We start from the raw sequence: 17,524 nt of genomic DNA on the forward strand, positions 1-17,524 counted from the left end.
TTATGTCTATAAATATGAATTCACTAGAACCGCTGGTGAGTGTAATCATTCCTACCTATAATCGCCTAGAATATCTCAAACAAGCAATTACTAGCGCCATTCAACAAAAGTATCAAAATCTGGAAATTATTGTTTCTGATAATTGTAGTTCTGAAAATCCTCAAGCAATGGTTGAATCTTTTCAAGATTCACGCATTAAATTTTGGCGACATGAACAAAATATTGGGATGTTAGGTAATCAGTTTAATGCTTTTAAAATGGCACGGGGAAAATATGTTGCTAGTCTTCATGATGATGATATGTGGAATGAGGATTTTTTATCTAAACTTGTACCCCATTTAGAAACAAATCCCGATTTGATCTTAGCATTTTGTGACCAATATATTATAGATGGTGATAGTAAAATAAATCTTGCTGCTACTGAAAACAATACCCGTAGTTATAAGCGAGATCAAATTGTGGCTGGAGTTCATCAAAATTTTACTCAAATTGGCTTGGTGGATAAAAGTATCCCCACTGCGGCTGCTTGTGTAATTCGCAATGGTGTCCTTGATTGGGATAGTATTCCTGCCGAAGTTGGGGGAATGTGGGATTTATATTTAACATATCTGTGTTGTGTTTCTGGCTATGGAATTTACTATGTTCCTGAAAAATTAACTAGATATCGGGAACATGAACAAACTGATACTCTGTTGAGTGGTAGTCGTAATACACAAGCAAAAATTCGTAAGGCTAAAAGTGAGATATTCTGTTATCAAATTTTTATGGCAGATAAAAATTTACAGGAATTTCATCAATACTTTAAAAAACAATGGTTAACAGCGAATACAACTTTAGGTATTGGTTTATTACGAGATCAACAAATCTCCGCAGCCCGTCCTTATTTTTGGCAGACTTTGAGCGAACAGAAGTTTAATTTACGCACTTTGGTAGCTCTGATTCTTAGTTTTACTCCCCGGATTTTGAGTAATAAAATTTTAAAGGTTTCATAATCGGTAAATTCAATAAATTCCAGAGGTGATGAGTGAGACTTTGTATTGTTACTCACAAAATTAAAAAAGGTGATGGTCAAGGAAGAGTTAATTATGAAGTTGCTCTAGAAGCAATTCGTCGGGGTTATCACTTAACGTTATTAGCTAGTGAAGTTACTCCAGAGTTAGCAGAAAATAGTGCAGTTGATTGGATTTCTATTCCCGTTTCTGGGTATCCAACAGAATTTATCCGCAATTTTATTTTTGCCAAAAAAAGCGGTGATTGGTTAAAGAAAAACCGTGATCATTTGGATTTAATTAAAGTCAATGGTGCGATTACGATGGGTGCAGCAGATGTGAATGCTGTGCATTTTGTGCATAATTCATGGTGGCGATCGCCTGTGCATATTTCCCGCACCCGTAAAGATTTGTATGGGTTCTATCAATGGTTATTTACTGCGGCTAATGCTTATTGGGAAAAACAGGCTTTTCAGCAAGCAAAAATTCTAATTGCTGTCTCTGAAAAAGTAGCTCAAGAATTAGTAAATATTGGTATTTCCCGCCAGAAAATTCGCGTCATTGTCAATGGTGTAGATTTACAAGAATTTTCCCCTGGTGTCTCTGATCGTACTGCTTTGGGATTACCTGAAAATGTAACTTTGGCTTTATTTGCTGGGGATATTCGCATTCCTCGCAAGAATTTAGACACTGTACTTCATGCTTTAGTAAAAGTTCCTGAACTACATTTAGCAGTTGTGGGAGATACAAAAGATAGCCCGTATCCCGCAATGGCAAAGATGCTGAATATTAGTGAAAGAGTGCATTTTTTAGGTTATCGCCATGATATGCCACAAATTCAACGGGCATCAGATTTATTTGTGTTTCCTTCCCGCTATGAACCCTTTGGATTGGTAGTGATTGAAGCGATGGCTTCGGGGTTGCCAGTAATTACTGCGACTACTACCGGTGCAGCAGATTTACTTAATCCTGATTGTGGCATTGTTTTAGCCGACTGTGACGATGTTGATGCTTTAGCCGATGCCATGGAGTTGTTGAATAGCGATCGCTCATTGCGGCAAAAAATGGGTCAAGTCGCCCGTACTGTCGCTGAACAACATAGCTGGTCAACAATGGCACAAACCTATTTAGATATATTTGAGGAGTTAATTACCCATGAGAAACACAGTTCTCATCCCCACCTATCGTCGTCCGCAAGATTTAGCCCGCTGTCTGAAAGCCCTGCAACAGCAAACTAAATCAGTTGATCAGGCGATCATCGTTGTCAGAGATACAGACACAGAAACCCAGGAGTTCCTTGACCAATTTCCGTACTATCTCCTACCCCTCAAAATTGTCACTGTTACCCAGCCGGGAGTCGTAGCCGCCCTCAATGCCGGACTAGCCCAAGTACAAGGAGACATTGTTTCCATCACTGATGACGATGCTGCCCCCCATCCTGATTGGTTAGCGAAAATTAACTCTCACTTCAGCGTCAATGGTGCTATTGGCGGCGTTGGTGGCCGTGATTGGGTTTATCAAGGAGACAAGCTAGAAGCTGGTTCTCGTTCCATAGTGGGCAAATTGCAATGGTGTGGGCGTGTGATTGGCAACCATCATTTAGGAGTAGGCGCACCCCGTGAAGTTGATGTTCTCAAAGGTGTGAATATGAGTTTTCGGACTCAAGCGATCGGTAAATTGCGATTTGATGATAGAATGCGGGGTACAGGCGCACAAGTACATTTTGAAATGTCCTTTACTCTCACTCTCAAAAGAGCCGGATGGAAAATGATCTATGATCCCAGCATTGCTGTAGATCACTATCCAGCCCAACGTTTTGATGAAGATCAACGCCACAATTTTAATGACATCGCCTTAATTAATTTAGTCCACAACGAAACCTTAGTTTTATTAGAACATCTTTCTCCTTTCCGTCGCATTGTCTTTTTATGCTGGTCGGTTTTAGTAGGAACAAGAGAAAGTTTAGGAATATGTCAATGGCTGCGACTTTTTCCCAAACAAGGAGAATTAGTAACTAAAAAACTGCAAGCATCTTTACAGGGTAGATGGTTAGGATATCAACAATATAAACAAATGGAAAAACACCATCTGAGCTATTAATGCAGATTTAGTTAGGTTCAGTTTTTTAGCCAATATCGAAATTAAAGTGATTTCTAAACCGATACTTTTCAACACTGTTTTAAAAGAACAATTTTCGCCCCAAGATCGATCTGCTCAAAGTTGGATCATTATCCTTGGCTTTATCTTTTTAACAACAGCTTGCTACTTTACCAGTACAGCCAGTTTACGCTTCGTTTTTCCCGCAATGACATTTTTAGTCGCCATATTTTTATATTTGCGACATCCCATTCACTATATCGGCTTTACCTGGTGGGTGTGGTTTCTCACTCCTTTAATTACTCGTTTGGTTGACTATAAAATTGGCTGGGACCCTACCAGACAAATGTTAATTGCTCCCTATTTAGTGGTATTTATCACTATAATCACCTTCTTTAAACATCTACCTAGCACGTTTCGTCAAGGTGGACTGCCATTTGTTTTGGGTTTTATAGGGGTTTGTTATGGGTGTTTAGTGGGTTTAGTTTATAATCAACCAGTAGCAGTAATTCGCAGTTTTTTAGATTGGCTAAGTCCCATAATTTTTGCTTTTCACCTCTTCTCTAATTGGCGAGATTACCCTAGCTATCGCCAGAACATTCAACGCATCTTTATTTGGGGTGTATTCATCCTTGGTGCTTACGGTATTTATCAATTTGTTGTTGCTCCTGAATGGGATCAATATTGGTTACTGCAATCGAAAATGTTTACCAGTGCTGGAAAACCTGTACCTTTTGGAATGCGGGTTTGGAGTACATTACATTCACCTGGTCCATTTGCTACTGTGATGCAAGCTGGGTTGCTATTATTATTTACTAGTTCCGGTCCTTTCATCTTTCCGGCTTCTGCTGTGGGTTATTTGTCGTTTTTACTCACCCAAGTCCGTAGTAGTTGGGGTGGTTGGTTGTTAGGAACAATTATGATTTTTGGTTCTGTAAAACCGCGCATTCAAATGCGGTTAATTACCATAATTTTAATGATGACAATCTGTGTTGTCCCCTTGGTAAATATTGAACCTATTTCTAAAGTGATTACGACTCGCTTAGAAACTTTTTCTAACTTGGAAAAAGATGGTAGCTTTAAGGATAGATCCGCAACTTATGATCGCAACCTCAATTTAGCTCTTTCTAATGTAATTGGTAATGGTTTTGGCAATATTTGGAAGGTGAATGAAAAAACTGGACAAATAGAGGTAATTGTAATTGATAGCGGTATTTTAGATATGTTTTTCACTTTGGGTTGGATAGGTGCAATTCCCTATCTTGGTGGATTAATATTGATAGTTATTAGTGTTAGTAATTACGCCGAAGGACGTTTTGATAGTTTTCTCAGTGCTGCTCGCGCTATTGGTCTGAGTTGTTGCGCTCAGTTAATTATTTATAGCGGGATGTTGAGTATAGCCGGGATGATTCTTTGGGGATTTTTGGCGATCGCTATGGCCGGACATAAATACTATAGTAGGCAACAGGTGACAAGTGACAGGTAATAGTCCTCCTGAATCCTGCTATATAGCTAAACCATAATAACCCTGACTTTTTCGTGAAGTCGGGGTTCTGCGGCTGGGAATTTTTATAAATCAAATGGAAGTGCTATAGGCTGATAGAATGTTCTCACTTTGATAGCAAAGAGGTATGTATGAATAAAATTAACTCCTTGGCCATTGTGGGAGGAAATCACGGCAACGAATTAACAGGAATTTATTTGGTCAAAAAGTTTCAGCAATATCCCAATTTAATTTACAGACAAAGTTTTGAAACTCTATCATTACTTGGTAATCCTCAAGCTATTATTGCCCGCACAAGATATATTGAGAAAGACTTGAATCGCTGCTTTATTGAATCTGAATCTCTAGATACAAAAACATCAAGCTACGAAGAATTAAGAGCCAAAGAAATTCAAGCCATACTACACCCACCAAACCAGAAAATTGTAGATGTAATTATTGATTTACATACGACTACTGCCAACATGGGATTATGTATTATTCTGGGTAGTGACCATCCCGTATTACTTGGATTAGCGGCTGATTTAAGTGCAATTAATCCTCTAGTAAAAGTTTATCTCCATCCACAACCCAAAGGCAGTGGTTTTCTCCGTTCCTTGAGTGAATTAGGTTTTGCTCTGGAAGTTGGTGCTGTACCCCAAGGAATTTTAAATGCTGAATTATTTCAACAAACTGAACAGCTTATTTATGCTATTTTAGATTATTTTGAAGCATATAACCAAGGTAAAAATTTGCCAAAAAATCAGATTATGACAGTTTATCAATCCATGGGAATAATTGATTATCCTAGAAATACAGAAGGAGAAATTCAAGCTATGGTACACCCCGAACTTCAGTTTAGGGATTATGAACCATTGCATCCTGGTGATCCTATGTTTCTAACTTTTGCAGGTAAAGAAATTTTATATCAAGGAAATTCTACTGTCTATCCCATTTTTATTAATGAAGCCGCTTATTATGAAAAAGGAATTGCTATGCACATTAGTAAAAAAGAGTTAATTCAGATTAGCTAATCTAGCATTTCTCACAAATAAGTAGGTGGGAAAACTTATACAGCACTTCCCTCTGTTATGAGGTACAGTTTTTTATTGTCAAACCCGTAGGGGCGGGGTTTCCCCGCCTTCCATTGTATTTCATTAGAGCGGGAAGTGCTGTAACTATGTCATTGCGAGTGGAACGGAGTGGAACGCAGCAATCCCAAGAGTTTTGGGTAATTTACAGTTCGTTACATAGTTGGGTTGATTAGCATCTACCTACTTAATCTAGCATTTCTCACAAATACAGCCGATTGTAGATCAATGAAGTACAGAATCTAAATTGAACCCTATCCTGTAGGGGCGAAGCATTCGGACGATAAATTATCGGTTTTTCCCAAGTTTATTTTCCGAATGCTTCGCCCTTACACCAAATACTTCACCCTTACAATTCTTGATTGAAACATTTTTTAGTAGAGACATTCCAGCGGAAAGTCTCTACAGAAGTCAGGAAGAAGAACAACAATCTCGAACTTTCAAATTACCCATTAAATCTATAAATAAGCACCTTCCCTTTCCAATTTTCCTCTACAAATACAAGATATTCACCATTAGCACGGCGAAAACCACGGATACCATAGGGAATATCAACCCAGCCACTTTCCTTCCCTACTTCTGGTCCTGGAGTCATCTTTCTCACCAATTCTCCTGTTGCAGATTTATAAACATATACCTCTGCCGTTTTTACAGTCACTGCAAATACATAATCACCAGCTATACTCATGGCTGCGGTAGAAACTTGCCCCTTACCTGTAGTGTCATAGGGAACTACAGTTCGCCATTTGGGAGTGCGATTTCCTTTACTCCAATTATCAAACCGAGCAATTTCCGATCCTATAACTTTGGCATCATCAGCAAATGCAGGATGTTCCATCGTAAAACCTGACAAATACATAATATCTGTTTCTGGAAAATACTCAATCCGTCGCAAGTCTTTAAAAATGCTAGGAGTCTGGATTTTCTGCATCGAACTATAGTTATAAATCGGGTTTCCTTTAGCATCTATTCCCTGCAAAGGATAACGACGAATACCATCTTGAGTTCGCAAAGTTTTCCAAATATCACCTTTACTATCTACCCACCAACCACCCATATAGGGATAATCTTGGCTGCTGTCATACTCATTTTTTTCAAATGCACCATTCCCATTAATATCGCGCCAAATCCATTCTCCTTTTGTCGGTTGAGAAGGTGGCCAATTTCCCGAAATAGCTTGTTCACCTTTATCATTAGTACCTACAAACATCCCCGCCGGAATCGCAATTTTACCGTCTGTATTTGGTTGAAAACGATAAATTTGTAAAAAGCTGCCAAACATATCTGTCAGGAATAAAAAAGGTTTTCCCTGAATACGCCGCATCCAAGTACCATCAGGTGATGTATGCAAACGTGGATCTTGAGGATATTTAAAAGGATTAACTGTGTAAGCTTTATAAGTCCAATCTTTACCAGGTGGCTTACTATAGTCCATCACATATTCTTCTTGTTTTGTGAATAGATGAACACCATCTGTTTTGGGATCAGTATCGGCATTATCTACAAATATTAATCCTAGTAATTGCCATTGTATTTGTCCTGACAGGGAAAATTTTCTTAAATCTGTTCCTGATCTATTGAAACCATTATTGTTTATATAAAGATTACCTGTGGCATCTGCACCGACTCCGGTAATCCCATAGAGTTTTGAATTTTTTACTTCTCCTGGTACACCACTAAAAATACCGTTTTTATCGCCAAATGTATCAACGCGAACTGGCTGATTATTAATATTATAAATCAGCACTTGTTGACTAACACCATTTTCTCCTATTAACAGCCGACCTCGATTATCAATAGCTAATGCTGATGGTTCGTCAATATCTATAATTTGTTGGGGTAATTTCTTTCCTGTCTGAGAATAATTAACAACTTTTCCAGGAGTGCTACCTTTTTTCTTTTGAATAATCCATAACCCACCTTTTTTATCAATGGTGATATTTCCTGGATTGGTAACAGAAAAACTAGTTATTTCCTCCATTGTTTCGGTATTATAAACCCGAACCATATTTTCATTAGCATTGCTAACAAATAGTTGATTATCTATCGTTGCTAATCCAGTCACTGCATTACTTTTGCTGGTAATTAACATACTTTTATCCCAGCCATTACCTTTACCAAAAGGGGCAGGTTTCCCTTTTAAGTCATAGCGTCTAACACAGTACCATGTCTGACCTTTGGGAGGATAATCTTGTTTGGTTTTATCTAGTCCTCCTTGAGACATAGCCAAGTAAATATATTTGTTATTTACTGTTATGGCTTTACCACCTAACCGATACCAACCATGAGTATCTTCAAGGACAAAAATTGGTTTACCATCTTTATATACTCCTGCTTCACTGCCAGCCTCATCCCAAATACTGTTTGTATAAATTGTTCCATCATCTTTAACATACATTCCTTCAATGTTGTTTTGTACTCGCAATTTACCATTGCCAATAGTATTACCCAACCAAGAAGTTATATAGGTAACTTCAGAAGTTTTAGTTTTAGCTATTTTAGGTGTTTTAGTTGTAGCAAAATCCATGGCCATTCCAGCAAATGTCACCATAAGACCACAAGTAACACCAAGTAAAATGTTGAATATTATTTTTTTGCGCCAATATTTCCTGTTAACCAAACTATTAATATATTGATATATTTTATGGCAAGTTTTCCTAATATGCGTAAAAAATGTATTGTTCATGACAATTTTTCTGTAGTTTGATAAACAGTTGAATTTCCAGTGATTTATCTATTAAAACTAGGTCATACCAATTTTATGTGCGGCTGCACAAAGTCCATTAATTCATCCGCGTTTATCTGCGTTTATCTGCGGTCAATTATTCTTGAAATCTGATCTTATGCAGCTTCATCTTAATTTGGGATAAGACCGTAAAAATCCGGAAGAAACAATGGATAACTATTAAATAGTATTGATGCGCTCGATATCTTATTAAACCAACCATGCAGTTTCTAAAATGTATCCCATAAACTAGCAAATAAATCCAACTAGGAAGATAATTTCATCAAAACTTTATTAATTAAATATCCTCTTCAAAAAAAGAAATTATACTCAATACATGAATACTGATTATCTCTAGATATAATTGTTATTGCTCACTTCATAAGTATTAGCAACATTTCATACATTTTTATTAATAAAAATAATTCTTTTTTGATAGACAATTCTTGTTAGGCTATGCCACAAATATCAAACTGTTTGTTTAGAATTCAGTATAATATTTACAGGTAGTAATTTTTCTTAGTTCACAAAGAACTCTTGCTGAAAGAATATTGACACTTGAAAATTAATTGTTTATAAATAAATTTGCTATCTTCTATCTGCTCTATATTAGACATTTCCCACAAAATCTAAAGATGTTCTCTAGCAAGTCTTGACAAGGTTTGTGGATAAGAAATATTTAATTTCTGGAGATGTCTATGAGTATCTTTTATAAACACAGACTATTTCCTAGATGAATATATTTTTTTGCTATATATTTCATATTTAGACTGGTTTTAATCTTGAGTGCTGTATTAGAAGATCATGCTGAAATGAGTTATTTGGGTAGGGGCAAATCAGGAATATAGAAATTATACATTATTGGTGAACAATAATATCCCTGACTTTTTCTAAAAGTCAGATATCCGATGCTGGCAGTCAAATAGGATTACTAAATTATATCTATAAGAGGAGATAATTAAGTGGAAAGTAAAGATACAAAATTGGATTCAGCATCTGCATCTATTCTAACTTTGGGTACAGGTTGGTTTCCGAAAACTCCCGGAGGATTAGAACGGTATGTTTATGAACTCACGCATAAATTAGCAACACATAAAGACCAAGTAGAATTATGTGGAGTTGGTTTACCTACAGATAATAAACATATACCCATAAAGTTAACTAATCTAGCTTTTCCAGATACCAAGATTAGTTCTAGACTGTGGTCAATTCGCAATAACTTTAAGAAAACAAGATTAGGTAAACCTGATGCAATTAATCTACATTTTGCATTATATAGTTTTCCAATTTTAGATATTTTACCTAAAGGAGTACCAATTACCTTTAATTTCCATGGACCTTGGGCTGCGGAAAGTCAGGAAGAAGTAATTAATCAGAAATTGAGTATTTGGTTAAAAAAGCAGCTAATAGAACAAAGCACTTATAATCGGTGCGATCGCTTCATTGTTCTTAGTAAAGCTTTTGGTCAGATTTTGCATCAAAAATACCAAATTCCCTGGCAGAAAATTCACATTATTCCCGGTGGAGTTGATATTGATCATTTTCAAAATCATCTATCACGTCATGATGCTAGAACCAAACTAGGCTGGCCGACTAATCGGCCTATACTATTTACTTCCCGTCGCTTAGTTCATCGGATGGGAATTGATAAGTTATTACAAGCGATCGCTATAATTAAACCAGGAATTCCTGATATCTGGTTAGCTATAGCCGGTCGTGGTCATATTCAACCTTTACTTCAACAACAAGTTAGAGAATTAGGTTTAGAAAATAATGTGCAGTTTTTAGGTTTTTTACCTGATGAACACTTACCTCTAGCTTATCAATCGGCTGATTTAACTGTCATGCCAAGTCAATCTTTTGAAGGGTTTGGATTAGCAATTATTGAATCGTTGGCTTGTGGAACTCCGGTTTTATGTACACCAGTTGGCGGTATGCCAGAAATTTTACAAGCATTTTCTCCAGATTTAATTACTGAATCTATTAGTATTGAAAGTATTGCTGATAAATTAGCACAAATTCTGTTAGGTAAACTGCTTTTACCTTCTAGAGAAGAATGTCGTGATTACACAATCAAAAATTTTGATTGGACTAATATTGCTCAAAAAGTCCGTCATGTCCTCCTAGCTTAATGTTATAAATCAATATAAGATGATGAAAATTCTATTTTTAGATCAAAGTGGTAAACTGGGTGGGGCTGAGTTGTGTTTAGTAGATATTGCTAAACCTTATGGAAAAAATGCTCTTGTCGGTTTATTCGCAGATGGTGATTTTAGAAAGTTACTTGAAGAAAATAAAATTCCTGTAGATATTTTGACTAATCAAGTAATTAAGGTGAGGAAAAATAGCAGTTTTTTCCAAGCATTAGGTAGTTTAAAACAACTCACTCCTCTTATTTTTAAGGTGGTTCAACGCGCTCAAAATTATGATTTAATTTATGCTAATACTCAAAAAGCCTTAGTGGTGGGTGCTTTAGCAAGTTTTTTATCGCGTCGTCCTTTGGTTTATCATTTACATGATATTCTTTCGACAGAACATTTTAGCCAAACTAATTTACGGGTTGCTGTTACTTTAATTAACCGTTTTGCATCTTTAGTAATTGCTAATTCTCAAGCGAGTAAAATAGCATTTTTACAAGCTGGAGGAAAACCAAATTTAATCGAAGTTGTTTATAATGGATTTGATCCTCAAAATTATCGCACTAATGAATTAGATACTCAAAAATTAAGGCAGAATTTAGGGTTAGAAGATAAATTTATCATTGGACATTTTAGCCGTCTTTCACCATGGAAAGGACAGCATATTTTAATTGATGCACTTGACAAATGCCCCCAGAATGTGGTAGCTATTTTAGTAGGTGATGCACTTTTTGGTGAACATGAATATGTCAAATATCTACACCAAAAAGTTATAAAATTAGGACTAGAAAACCGAGTCAAGTTTTTAGGATTTCGTACAGATATTCCCCAATTAATGACAATGTGTGATTTAGTTGCACATACATCAATTGCCCCAGAACCTTTTGGTAGAGTTATTGTTGAAGGTATGCTTTGCGGAAAACCTGTTATTGCAGCTAATTCTGGGGGGGCAATGGAATTAGTAGAAGATGGCATTAATGGTTTTTTAGTTACACCAGAAGAACCTCAAGAATTAGCCCAAGTAATTAATAATTGTGTCCAAGAATCTGCTAAAATAGCAAATATTGCTAATAATGCCAGAATTAGTGCTAGTGAACGTTTTGATGTGAAGAGTATTAATCAGCAAATTCAACAATTGCTAAAATCATTAGTAATTGATAAGGAGTTAATTTAGTTTAAAATCTCTCTTTTTCCAGATCAAGATATTAGATATCTCCAAAAATTGGTGTTGCTGATTTGAGGTATAAACGTGATTTTTAATAGACATCTCCAAAAAAGGGCGTTGCTCAATTAGGGTATGAAATTCAAAAATCAATGATTTCAAACTCTTACTCTCTGTGACTCTGTGCCTCTGCGTGAAACAAAATCATACTCTTAATCAGCAACGCCCAAAAAAGAATGTAGAGACGTTCCATGGAACATCTCTACAAGGGTTCTGTTTAAGCTGCTTCCCGCAGTTTGTTGGATACAGATACTTCGGGAAAGGGTAGGGAAAGTTGTTCTACTGGTGATGTTGCCGCTTGTTCTAATACTGTGACTTCAATATTTACACTGATTAAATAATTACCTGTATCTGCACCTACAGCTTCAGAAACTAATTTAGCTATATCTGGACGTTTTGCAGTTAAAGGATCACGGATAATACAACGATCCCATTCATGCTTGGCGGTGGGGTTAAGACTGAGAATATAATGCTTCATCATAGGTATAGTCCTTAAAATCCATCTTCTATAAGTCTTTCCAGGTTTGAAGACTATTTTTATAGTATAGTACAAATTTACTAAAATGGGAAGAAAACAATCGAAATTCCCCCCTAATCAGAGAAGCAGCCTGATACATAAAGGCATAAAAAAGCAGATACGGCTTATAAACCGCATCTACAGATTTTGTTTTGGAAAGCAAAGAGGGTTAATTAAGATTTATACCAATTTTAGGTGAGGCTACATAGAATCATCAAATCCATTAATTCATCCGTGTTTATCTGCGGTTAATTATTATTAAAATCTCTAATTCTATGCAGCTTGATCTGAATTTGGTATTAGGTCATTAAAGATGCCTGATAGTGTTTAACTTTCTGGTGCTGCAATTGATGGAAATTCTGAGTAATTAGACAACTGTGCATCATTGATCCAAATGGCTTGTTGCGGGACGGGAATGGAAACTCCGACGCTATCGAATGCAACTTTTAAGCGGCGACGATATTCTCTAGCGACATCCCATTGTTTAAGAGGTTGGGTTTTAATCCAGACGCGAATCATCATCCCGCGATCGCTAAAATTGTCAATTCCTAAAATACTCGGTTTTTCAATGATTTGTTTTTTCCATAGTGGATCTTGATTCATATCCCAAGCCACATTTTCGATTAATTTCAAAGCCTCATCAATGTTAGCTTGGTAGGAAACTGGTATAGTTAAATCAGCCCGTGACCAACGACTAGAGAGATTAGCAACTACTTTAATTTCACTATTCGGAATTGTAATTAAACGTCCTTCCGCATCTCGAACTTGAGTCATTCGCAAATTGAGGTTTTCTACCAATCCTCCCACATCTCCTACAGTAATCACATCACCAAGGGCATATTGATCTTCTAAAATAATTAAAAAGCCGTTAATAGCATCTTTAATTAAACTTTGAGAAGCTAGAGATACAGCTACACCAATTAAACTAGCACCTGCTAATAAAGGAACTATATCTATCCCTAATGAAATCAAAGCGAATAAAATACCAATTCCCATCCAAATAAGAGTGGTAATGCTTTTCGTTACTCCTGAAAATGTAGAAACTCGCAATTGCATTCGTTCAGAAGTTTCTGAATTTAATAAAGCACCACCGCTAATTAAAGTTGTAGTAAACTTGTCAATTAGAGCATAACTAAAACGAATTGCTACGTAAGTTACTAAGAGTACAATTCCTACTTTAACAGGAATTTTAGCAACTGTAAGCAGCGCCATTTGTAATGCTCGTGTATAGGGAAATAAACCCAAAATTATAAAAGTGCCACTTCCCCAAATACCTGTTTGTGTTAATTGCAATAACCTTTTTTTAACTTCTGCTAAATGCTGATATTGCTGTTGATTTAGTTGATTTGTAATCGGTTTTTCTGTATCTTCATCTGAAGAAATTGGTTCTATTGAATCTTTTCGAGAACGACATTGCCAGCTATATATCAATAAACTTGATAAAATCATTACCAAAGCTAGAATACCTGCTATTCTACCTTGATTTAGTAAAGATGAAGTTTGGCGTTCTTCCTTAGCTGTTTCCAACTCTTTTTGCAAATCGCCAGCAATTTGATTAGCCATTGTTAAAGAGTCTACCTGACGTAATCTAGCATCTTCAGAATTAACTGTCATCAGGTATTTGTCATTCACATAAATTACTGGCAAATCGTTAACTTTACGAATCTGCACATTAAGTTCTTGCGCTGATGAATAAAAGTAATCTCGGTTAATTTGCTGTAAATTCCGGTGGATATTTTGTAACCTTTCGGAAATATCATTTTTTGAGGCTGCAATCTGAAATAAAGGACGACCGTCTAAATAAATCCATTCGGAAACTGTTGAATTTTCAGAAGCATTACTCACACTGCTAGGAGTTTGTAAGTAGGGTAAAAGAGGAATCTGGGCTGTAGCTTTTGGAACAGAGACAACGGTAACAGCCATTGAAACTACAATTGCCAAAAATTTTAAACGCACTCAAAAACCTCCTTGAGTAAAAACTATTCTTGGGTACTCATAGAGTTATTATCAACACACAGATTATATTATCTACCTTTGGTCAAATCTCCCTTAAATGACCTTTATTTCTATCTAAAGATAGGTAAAATATGTTGATAGCCATGAATAGCCCATCTGTTCATAATACTAATAGCAGATATTAGGAAAAAATGACAACTTAGATAAAAATGGTGATCAGTAAAGCTGGTTTTTTGCTGTTGCAGCCTACCTGATTCGGTAATTACAGCGAAAATTTGCCACTTGTGAGAAAATCTTGTTACAGTACCTTAAGGTTTATTGACCTTTTTTCGTTTTTTAAAGGATAATTTTTCATGACCGCAACAACTCCCAGATTAAAGCACGAGGTTAAAGACCTCGCCCTTGCTCCCTTGGGAAGACAACGCATTGAATGGGCTGGAAGAGAAATGCCCGTATTGAAGCAAATCCGCGATCGCTTTGAGAAAGAAAAGCCATTTGCAGGATTGCGCTTAGTAGCTTGCGCCCACGTGACCACAGAAACTGCACATTTAGCGATCGCTCTTAAAGCCGGTGGTGCTGATGCAGTTTTAATTGCTAGTAACCCTTTATCAACTCAAGATGACGTAGCAGCCAGTCTTGTAGCTGATCATGAAATTTCCGTATTTGCTCAAAAAGGCGAAGATAGCGCCACCTATAACCGCCACGTGCAAATCGCATTAGATCATCGCCCCAACATCATTGTTGATGACGGTAGCGACGTGGTAGCAGAATTAGTTCAACATCGTCAAAACCAAATTGCAGATTTAATTGGTAGCACCGAAGAAACCACCACAGGTATTGTGCGGTTACGCGCCATGTTTAACCAAGGCGTTCTCACTTTCCCCGCGATGAACGTCAACGACGCAGACACCAAGCACTTCTTTGATAACCGCTATGGTACTGGTCAATCTACCTTAGATGGAATTATCCGCGCTACAAATATTTTGTTAGCTGGTAAAACTATTGTAGTTGTCGGTTATGGCTGGTGTGGTAAGGGAACAGCCCTCCGCGCCCGTGGCATGGGTGCAAACGTCATCGTTACCGAAATTGACCACATCAAGGCAATTGAAGCCGTTATGGATGGTTTCCGCGTCCTCCCAATGGCAGAAGCAGCGCCTCACGGTGATATCTTCATTACTGTGACAGGTAACAAGCACGTCGTTCGGGGTGAACACTTCGATGTGATGAAAGACGGTGCAATTGTTTGTAATTCTGGTCACTTTGATTTGGAACTTGATTTGAAATATTTAGCCGCTAATGCTAAGGAAATCAAGGATGTCCGTCCTTTTACCCAAGAGTATAAATTGACAAGTGGTAAATCCGTTGTTGTACTTGGAGAAGGACGTTTGATTAATTTGGCTGCTGCTGAAGGACACCCCAGCGCAGTTATGGATATGAGTTTTGCTAACCAAGCTTTGGCTGTTGAATACCTGGTGAAGAATAAGGGTAGTTTAGCTGCTGGTTTGCACTCTATTCCTAGAGAAGTGGATGAAGAAATTGCTCGTTTGAAGTTGCAAGCTATGGGCATTTTCATTGATAGTTTGACAGCGGATCAAATTGACTATATCAATTCTTGGCAATCTGGAACGTAAGTCATTAATTAGTTGATTTTTTGGGGATAGGCGTTTTGCTTATCCCTTTTTTTCTCGTTTTGTGTTATGGATTTATTTAATGAACCACGAAGGAACGAAGAGCGCGAAGGAAGAAGGGAAGAAGAAGAGAAGAGGTAATTTTGCACTGGGATTACTTTTTTTTATTTCTCACGCAGAGGCGCAGAGGCACGGAGAGAGGATATAATAAGGGGAGGGTGTTATTGTAAGTTTGTATGTCAGCGAAAGATTTTTTTCACAATGCAGTTAGGTTAGCTTTAGAAAAAGATGGTTGGTTAGTTACTGATGATCCTTTATATTTTCGACTGACAGCATTAGTTAAAATTAGGATAGATTTAGGAGCAGAAAAGTTAATTGGTGCAGAAAAAGATAATCAAAAGATAGCGGTGGAAGTAAAAAGTTTTATAGGACTTTCAGCTATTTCTGAATTTCATACAGCTATTGGTCAATTTTTAAATTATAGGATAGCATTAGGACAGCAAGACCCTGAAAGAATATTATATTTAGCTATATCTCAAGATATATATCAAGAGTTTTTTACTGATAGTTTCATTCAAACTGTTTTACAAACTTATGAGATTAAATTATTAGTTTTTGATATTAACAAGGAGGAAATAGTCTTATGGAAACCTTAAATTATCAAGAGATAGTAAAAGATATTATCTCTAAATACGCAAAAGACCAAGCAGAGGAAGATTTAGAAAATACAGAAATTGTCTTTGATACAGAACGGGATATTTATTTATTACTATATACAGGATGGAAAGATGAAAATAGAATTTATGGTTGTCCCATTCATATTAGTATTAAAGATGGAAAAATTTGGATTGAAAGGGATTTTACGGAAGAAGGAATTCCTCATCAATTAGTAGAGTTAGGTGTACCGAAATCAGATATTGTTTTAGCTTTTAGATCACCTTATGTGAGACAGTTTACTGGTTTTGCATCAGTTTAGATATCTGAATCAAGATTTACAGGATTTTCAGCTATTGATACTTAAGAACCTACCATGACACAAAAAACCTATCCTCTAACTTTCGAGCAAATTCTTAATCTTGTTTTACAACTTCCCGCACAAGAACAAGAAGAAATTATCCAACAAATAAAGATCAACTCACCAAAAAAGCAAGAAGAAGATTTATTGACTGTTTTTGATAGAATCGGTAGAAATGCTCAAGCAAAAGGACTTACAGAAGAAATTTTAGAAGAATTATTAGCTGATGAATCATAAATTAATTGTCATTGACACCAACGTTTTAGTTAGTGCTGCACTCAGTCCAGATGGAACAGCCCGTAAAGCCCTAGATAAAGCCTATAAACAATTCAAAATAGCTCAAAGTGAGGAAACCTATCAAGAATTAAAAACACGCATTTACAAACCCAAATTTGATAAATATATCTCACATGAAGAACGGGAAGATTTTTTAGAAATAGTCAAAAAATATAGCAAATTTATAGAAATTAGAACTCAAGTAGAAATCTGTAGAGATCCAGATGATAACAAATTTTTAGAACTCGCAAAAGATTCCAATGCCGAATTTTTGATTACAGGAGATCAAGACCTTTTATCACTTAAAAATCTAGTCGAATATCAAAATAAGGTCATTACTCCGAGAGACTTTCTAAACCTTGATTAAATTATACTTATATTATTCAA

General features: G+C 36.4%; 15 protein-coding genes. 12 read left to right on the forward strand and 3 right to left on the reverse strand.

Annotated features, from left to right (window positions below; translation table 11 throughout):
* Positions 1-2: 2 nt before the first annotated feature.
* The 5 genes from FJR04_RS03150 to FJR04_RS03170 all read left to right on the forward strand — a co-directional run bounded on the left by FJR04_RS03150 (position 3) and on the right by FJR04_RS03170 (position 5,603).
* Positions 3-992, forward strand: coding sequence for a glycosyltransferase family 2 protein (locus tag FJR04_RS03150; RefSeq protein ID WP_168491739.1), 990 nt, complete (start codon positions 3-5; stop codon positions 990-992).
* Between the two features lie 32 nt (positions 993-1,024).
* Positions 1,025-2,227 carry a glycosyltransferase family 4 protein gene (locus FJR04_RS03155; protein ID WP_168491741.1) on the forward strand — a complete coding sequence of 401 codons (1,203 nt, stop codon included), beginning with the start codon at positions 1,025-1,027 and terminating at the stop codon, positions 2,225-2,227.
* The gene (locus FJR04_RS03160) at positions 2,145-3,089 is read left to right on the forward strand and encodes a glycosyltransferase family 2 protein (protein ID WP_168491743.1); all 945 of its coding nucleotides are present in this window, start codon (positions 2,145-2,147) and stop codon (positions 3,087-3,089) included. Before FJR04_RS03155 ends, FJR04_RS03160 begins: the two co-directional genes overlap by 83 nt.
* A 46-nt stretch (positions 3,090-3,135) precedes the next feature.
* Positions 3,136-4,572: an O-antigen ligase family protein gene (locus FJR04_RS03165; RefSeq protein WP_168491745.1), complete on the forward strand. Its 1,437-nt coding sequence runs from the start codon at positions 3,136-3,138 to the stop codon at positions 4,570-4,572.
* Between the two features lie 149 nt (positions 4,573-4,721).
* Positions 4,722-5,603, forward strand: coding sequence for an aspartoacylase (locus tag FJR04_RS03170; protein ID WP_168491747.1), 882 nt, complete (start codon positions 4,722-4,724; stop codon positions 5,601-5,603).
* A gap of 502 nt (positions 5,604-6,105) precedes the next feature.
* Here FJR04_RS03170 and FJR04_RS03175 read toward each other — a convergent pair.
* Positions 6,106-8,346 (reverse strand): hypothetical protein, encoded by a 2,241-nt coding sequence (locus FJR04_RS03175; RefSeq protein ID WP_168491749.1) that lies wholly within the window; start codon positions 8,344-8,346, stop codon positions 6,106-6,108.
* 1,001 nt (positions 8,347-9,347) lie between these two features.
* Between FJR04_RS03175 and FJR04_RS03180 the strand changes: the two genes are divergently transcribed.
* Both FJR04_RS03180 and FJR04_RS03185 read left to right on the forward strand, forming a co-directional pair.
* Positions 9,348-10,517 carry a glycosyltransferase family 4 protein gene (locus FJR04_RS03180; protein WP_168491751.1) on the forward strand — a complete coding sequence of 390 codons (1,170 nt, stop codon included), beginning with the start codon at positions 9,348-9,350 and terminating at the stop codon, positions 10,515-10,517.
* 22 nt (positions 10,518-10,539) lie between these two features.
* Entirely contained in the window at positions 10,540-11,697 is a 1,158-nt protein-coding gene (locus FJR04_RS03185) for a glycosyltransferase family 4 protein (RefSeq protein WP_168492124.1), read from the forward strand.
* 265 nt (positions 11,698-11,962) lie between these two features.
* Here the strand turns inward: FJR04_RS03185 and FJR04_RS03190 are convergent, their stop codons facing one another.
* Together FJR04_RS03190 and FJR04_RS03195 are read right to left on the reverse strand one after the other, a co-directional pair.
* A complete protein-coding gene (locus FJR04_RS03190) occupies positions 11,963-12,226 on the reverse strand; it encodes a hypothetical protein (RefSeq protein WP_168491753.1) in 264 nt (87 codons plus the stop codon).
* A gap of 363 nt (positions 12,227-12,589) precedes the next feature.
* The gene (locus FJR04_RS03195; protein WP_371717165.1) at positions 12,590-14,218 is read right to left on the reverse strand and encodes a mechanosensitive ion channel family protein; all 1,629 of its coding nucleotides are present in this window, start codon (positions 14,216-14,218) and stop codon (positions 12,590-12,592) included.
* 353 nt (positions 14,219-14,571) lie between these two features.
* On the opposite strand from FJR04_RS03195, the gene ahcY reads away from it, so the two are divergent.
* The 5 genes from ahcY (at position 14,572) to FJR04_RS03220 (ending at position 17,504) form a co-directional block, all read left to right on the forward strand.
* A complete protein-coding gene (ahcY, locus tag FJR04_RS03200) occupies positions 14,572-15,849 on the forward strand; it encodes an adenosylhomocysteinase (protein WP_168491755.1) in 1,278 nt (425 codons plus the stop codon).
* Positions 15,850-16,082: 233 nt separating this feature from the next.
* The gene (locus FJR04_RS03205) at positions 16,083-16,502 is read left to right on the forward strand and encodes a XisH family protein (RefSeq protein ID WP_168491757.1); all 420 of its coding nucleotides are present in this window, start codon (positions 16,083-16,085) and stop codon (positions 16,500-16,502) included.
* The gene (locus FJR04_RS03210; protein WP_168491759.1) at positions 16,490-16,822 is read left to right on the forward strand and encodes a XisI protein; all 333 of its coding nucleotides are present in this window, start codon (positions 16,490-16,492) and stop codon (positions 16,820-16,822) included. Before FJR04_RS03205 ends, FJR04_RS03210 begins: the two co-directional genes overlap by 13 nt.
* Before the next feature lie 54 nt (positions 16,823-16,876).
* Positions 16,877-17,098, forward strand: coding sequence for a hypothetical protein (locus FJR04_RS03215; RefSeq protein ID WP_168491761.1), 222 nt, complete (start codon positions 16,877-16,879; stop codon positions 17,096-17,098).
* Complete coding sequence (locus FJR04_RS03220) at positions 17,088-17,504, forward strand: putative toxin-antitoxin system toxin component, PIN family (RefSeq protein ID WP_168491763.1); 417 nt, start codon at positions 17,088-17,090, stop codon at positions 17,502-17,504. The genes FJR04_RS03215 and FJR04_RS03220 overlap by 11 nt, the downstream gene beginning before the upstream one ends.
* Positions 17,505-17,524 lie beyond the last annotated feature (20 nt).

The sequence above is a fragment of the Anabaena sp. UHCC 0204 genome (assembly GCF_009711975.1).
GTDB lineage: Bacteria > Cyanobacteriota > Cyanobacteriia > Cyanobacteriales > Nostocaceae > Dolichospermum.

Coding starts and splice junctions, on each gene's coding strand:
- FJR04_RS03215 (WP_168491761.1), top strand. CDS start 16,877: ATGACACAAAAAACCTATCCTCTAACTTTCGAGCAAATTCTTAATCTT.
- FJR04_RS03150 (WP_168491739.1), top strand. CDS start 3: ATGTCTATAAATATGAATTCACTAGAACCGCTGGTGAGTGTAATCATT.
- FJR04_RS03190 (WP_168491753.1), bottom strand. CDS start 12,226: ATGATGAAGCATTATATTCTCAGTCTTAACCCCACCGCCAAGCATGAA.
- FJR04_RS03220 (WP_168491763.1), top strand. CDS start 17,088: ATGAATCATAAATTAATTGTCATTGACACCAACGTTTTAGTTAGTGCT.
- FJR04_RS03175 (WP_168491749.1), bottom strand. CDS start 8,346: ATGAACAATACATTTTTTACGCATATTAGGAAAACTTGCCATAAAATA.
- FJR04_RS03205 (WP_168491757.1), top strand. CDS start 16,083: ATGTCAGCGAAAGATTTTTTTCACAATGCAGTTAGGTTAGCTTTAGAA.
- FJR04_RS03160 (WP_168491743.1), top strand. CDS start 2,145: ATGAGAAACACAGTTCTCATCCCCACCTATCGTCGTCCGCAAGATTTA.
- ahcY (WP_168491755.1), top strand. CDS start 14,572: ATGACCGCAACAACTCCCAGATTAAAGCACGAGGTTAAAGACCTCGCC.
- FJR04_RS03185 (WP_168492124.1), top strand. CDS start 10,540: ATGAAAATTCTATTTTTAGATCAAAGTGGTAAACTGGGTGGGGCTGAG.
- FJR04_RS03170 (WP_168491747.1), top strand. CDS start 4,722: ATGAATAAAATTAACTCCTTGGCCATTGTGGGAGGAAATCACGGCAAC.
- FJR04_RS03210 (WP_168491759.1), top strand. CDS start 16,490: ATGGAAACCTTAAATTATCAAGAGATAGTAAAAGATATTATCTCTAAA.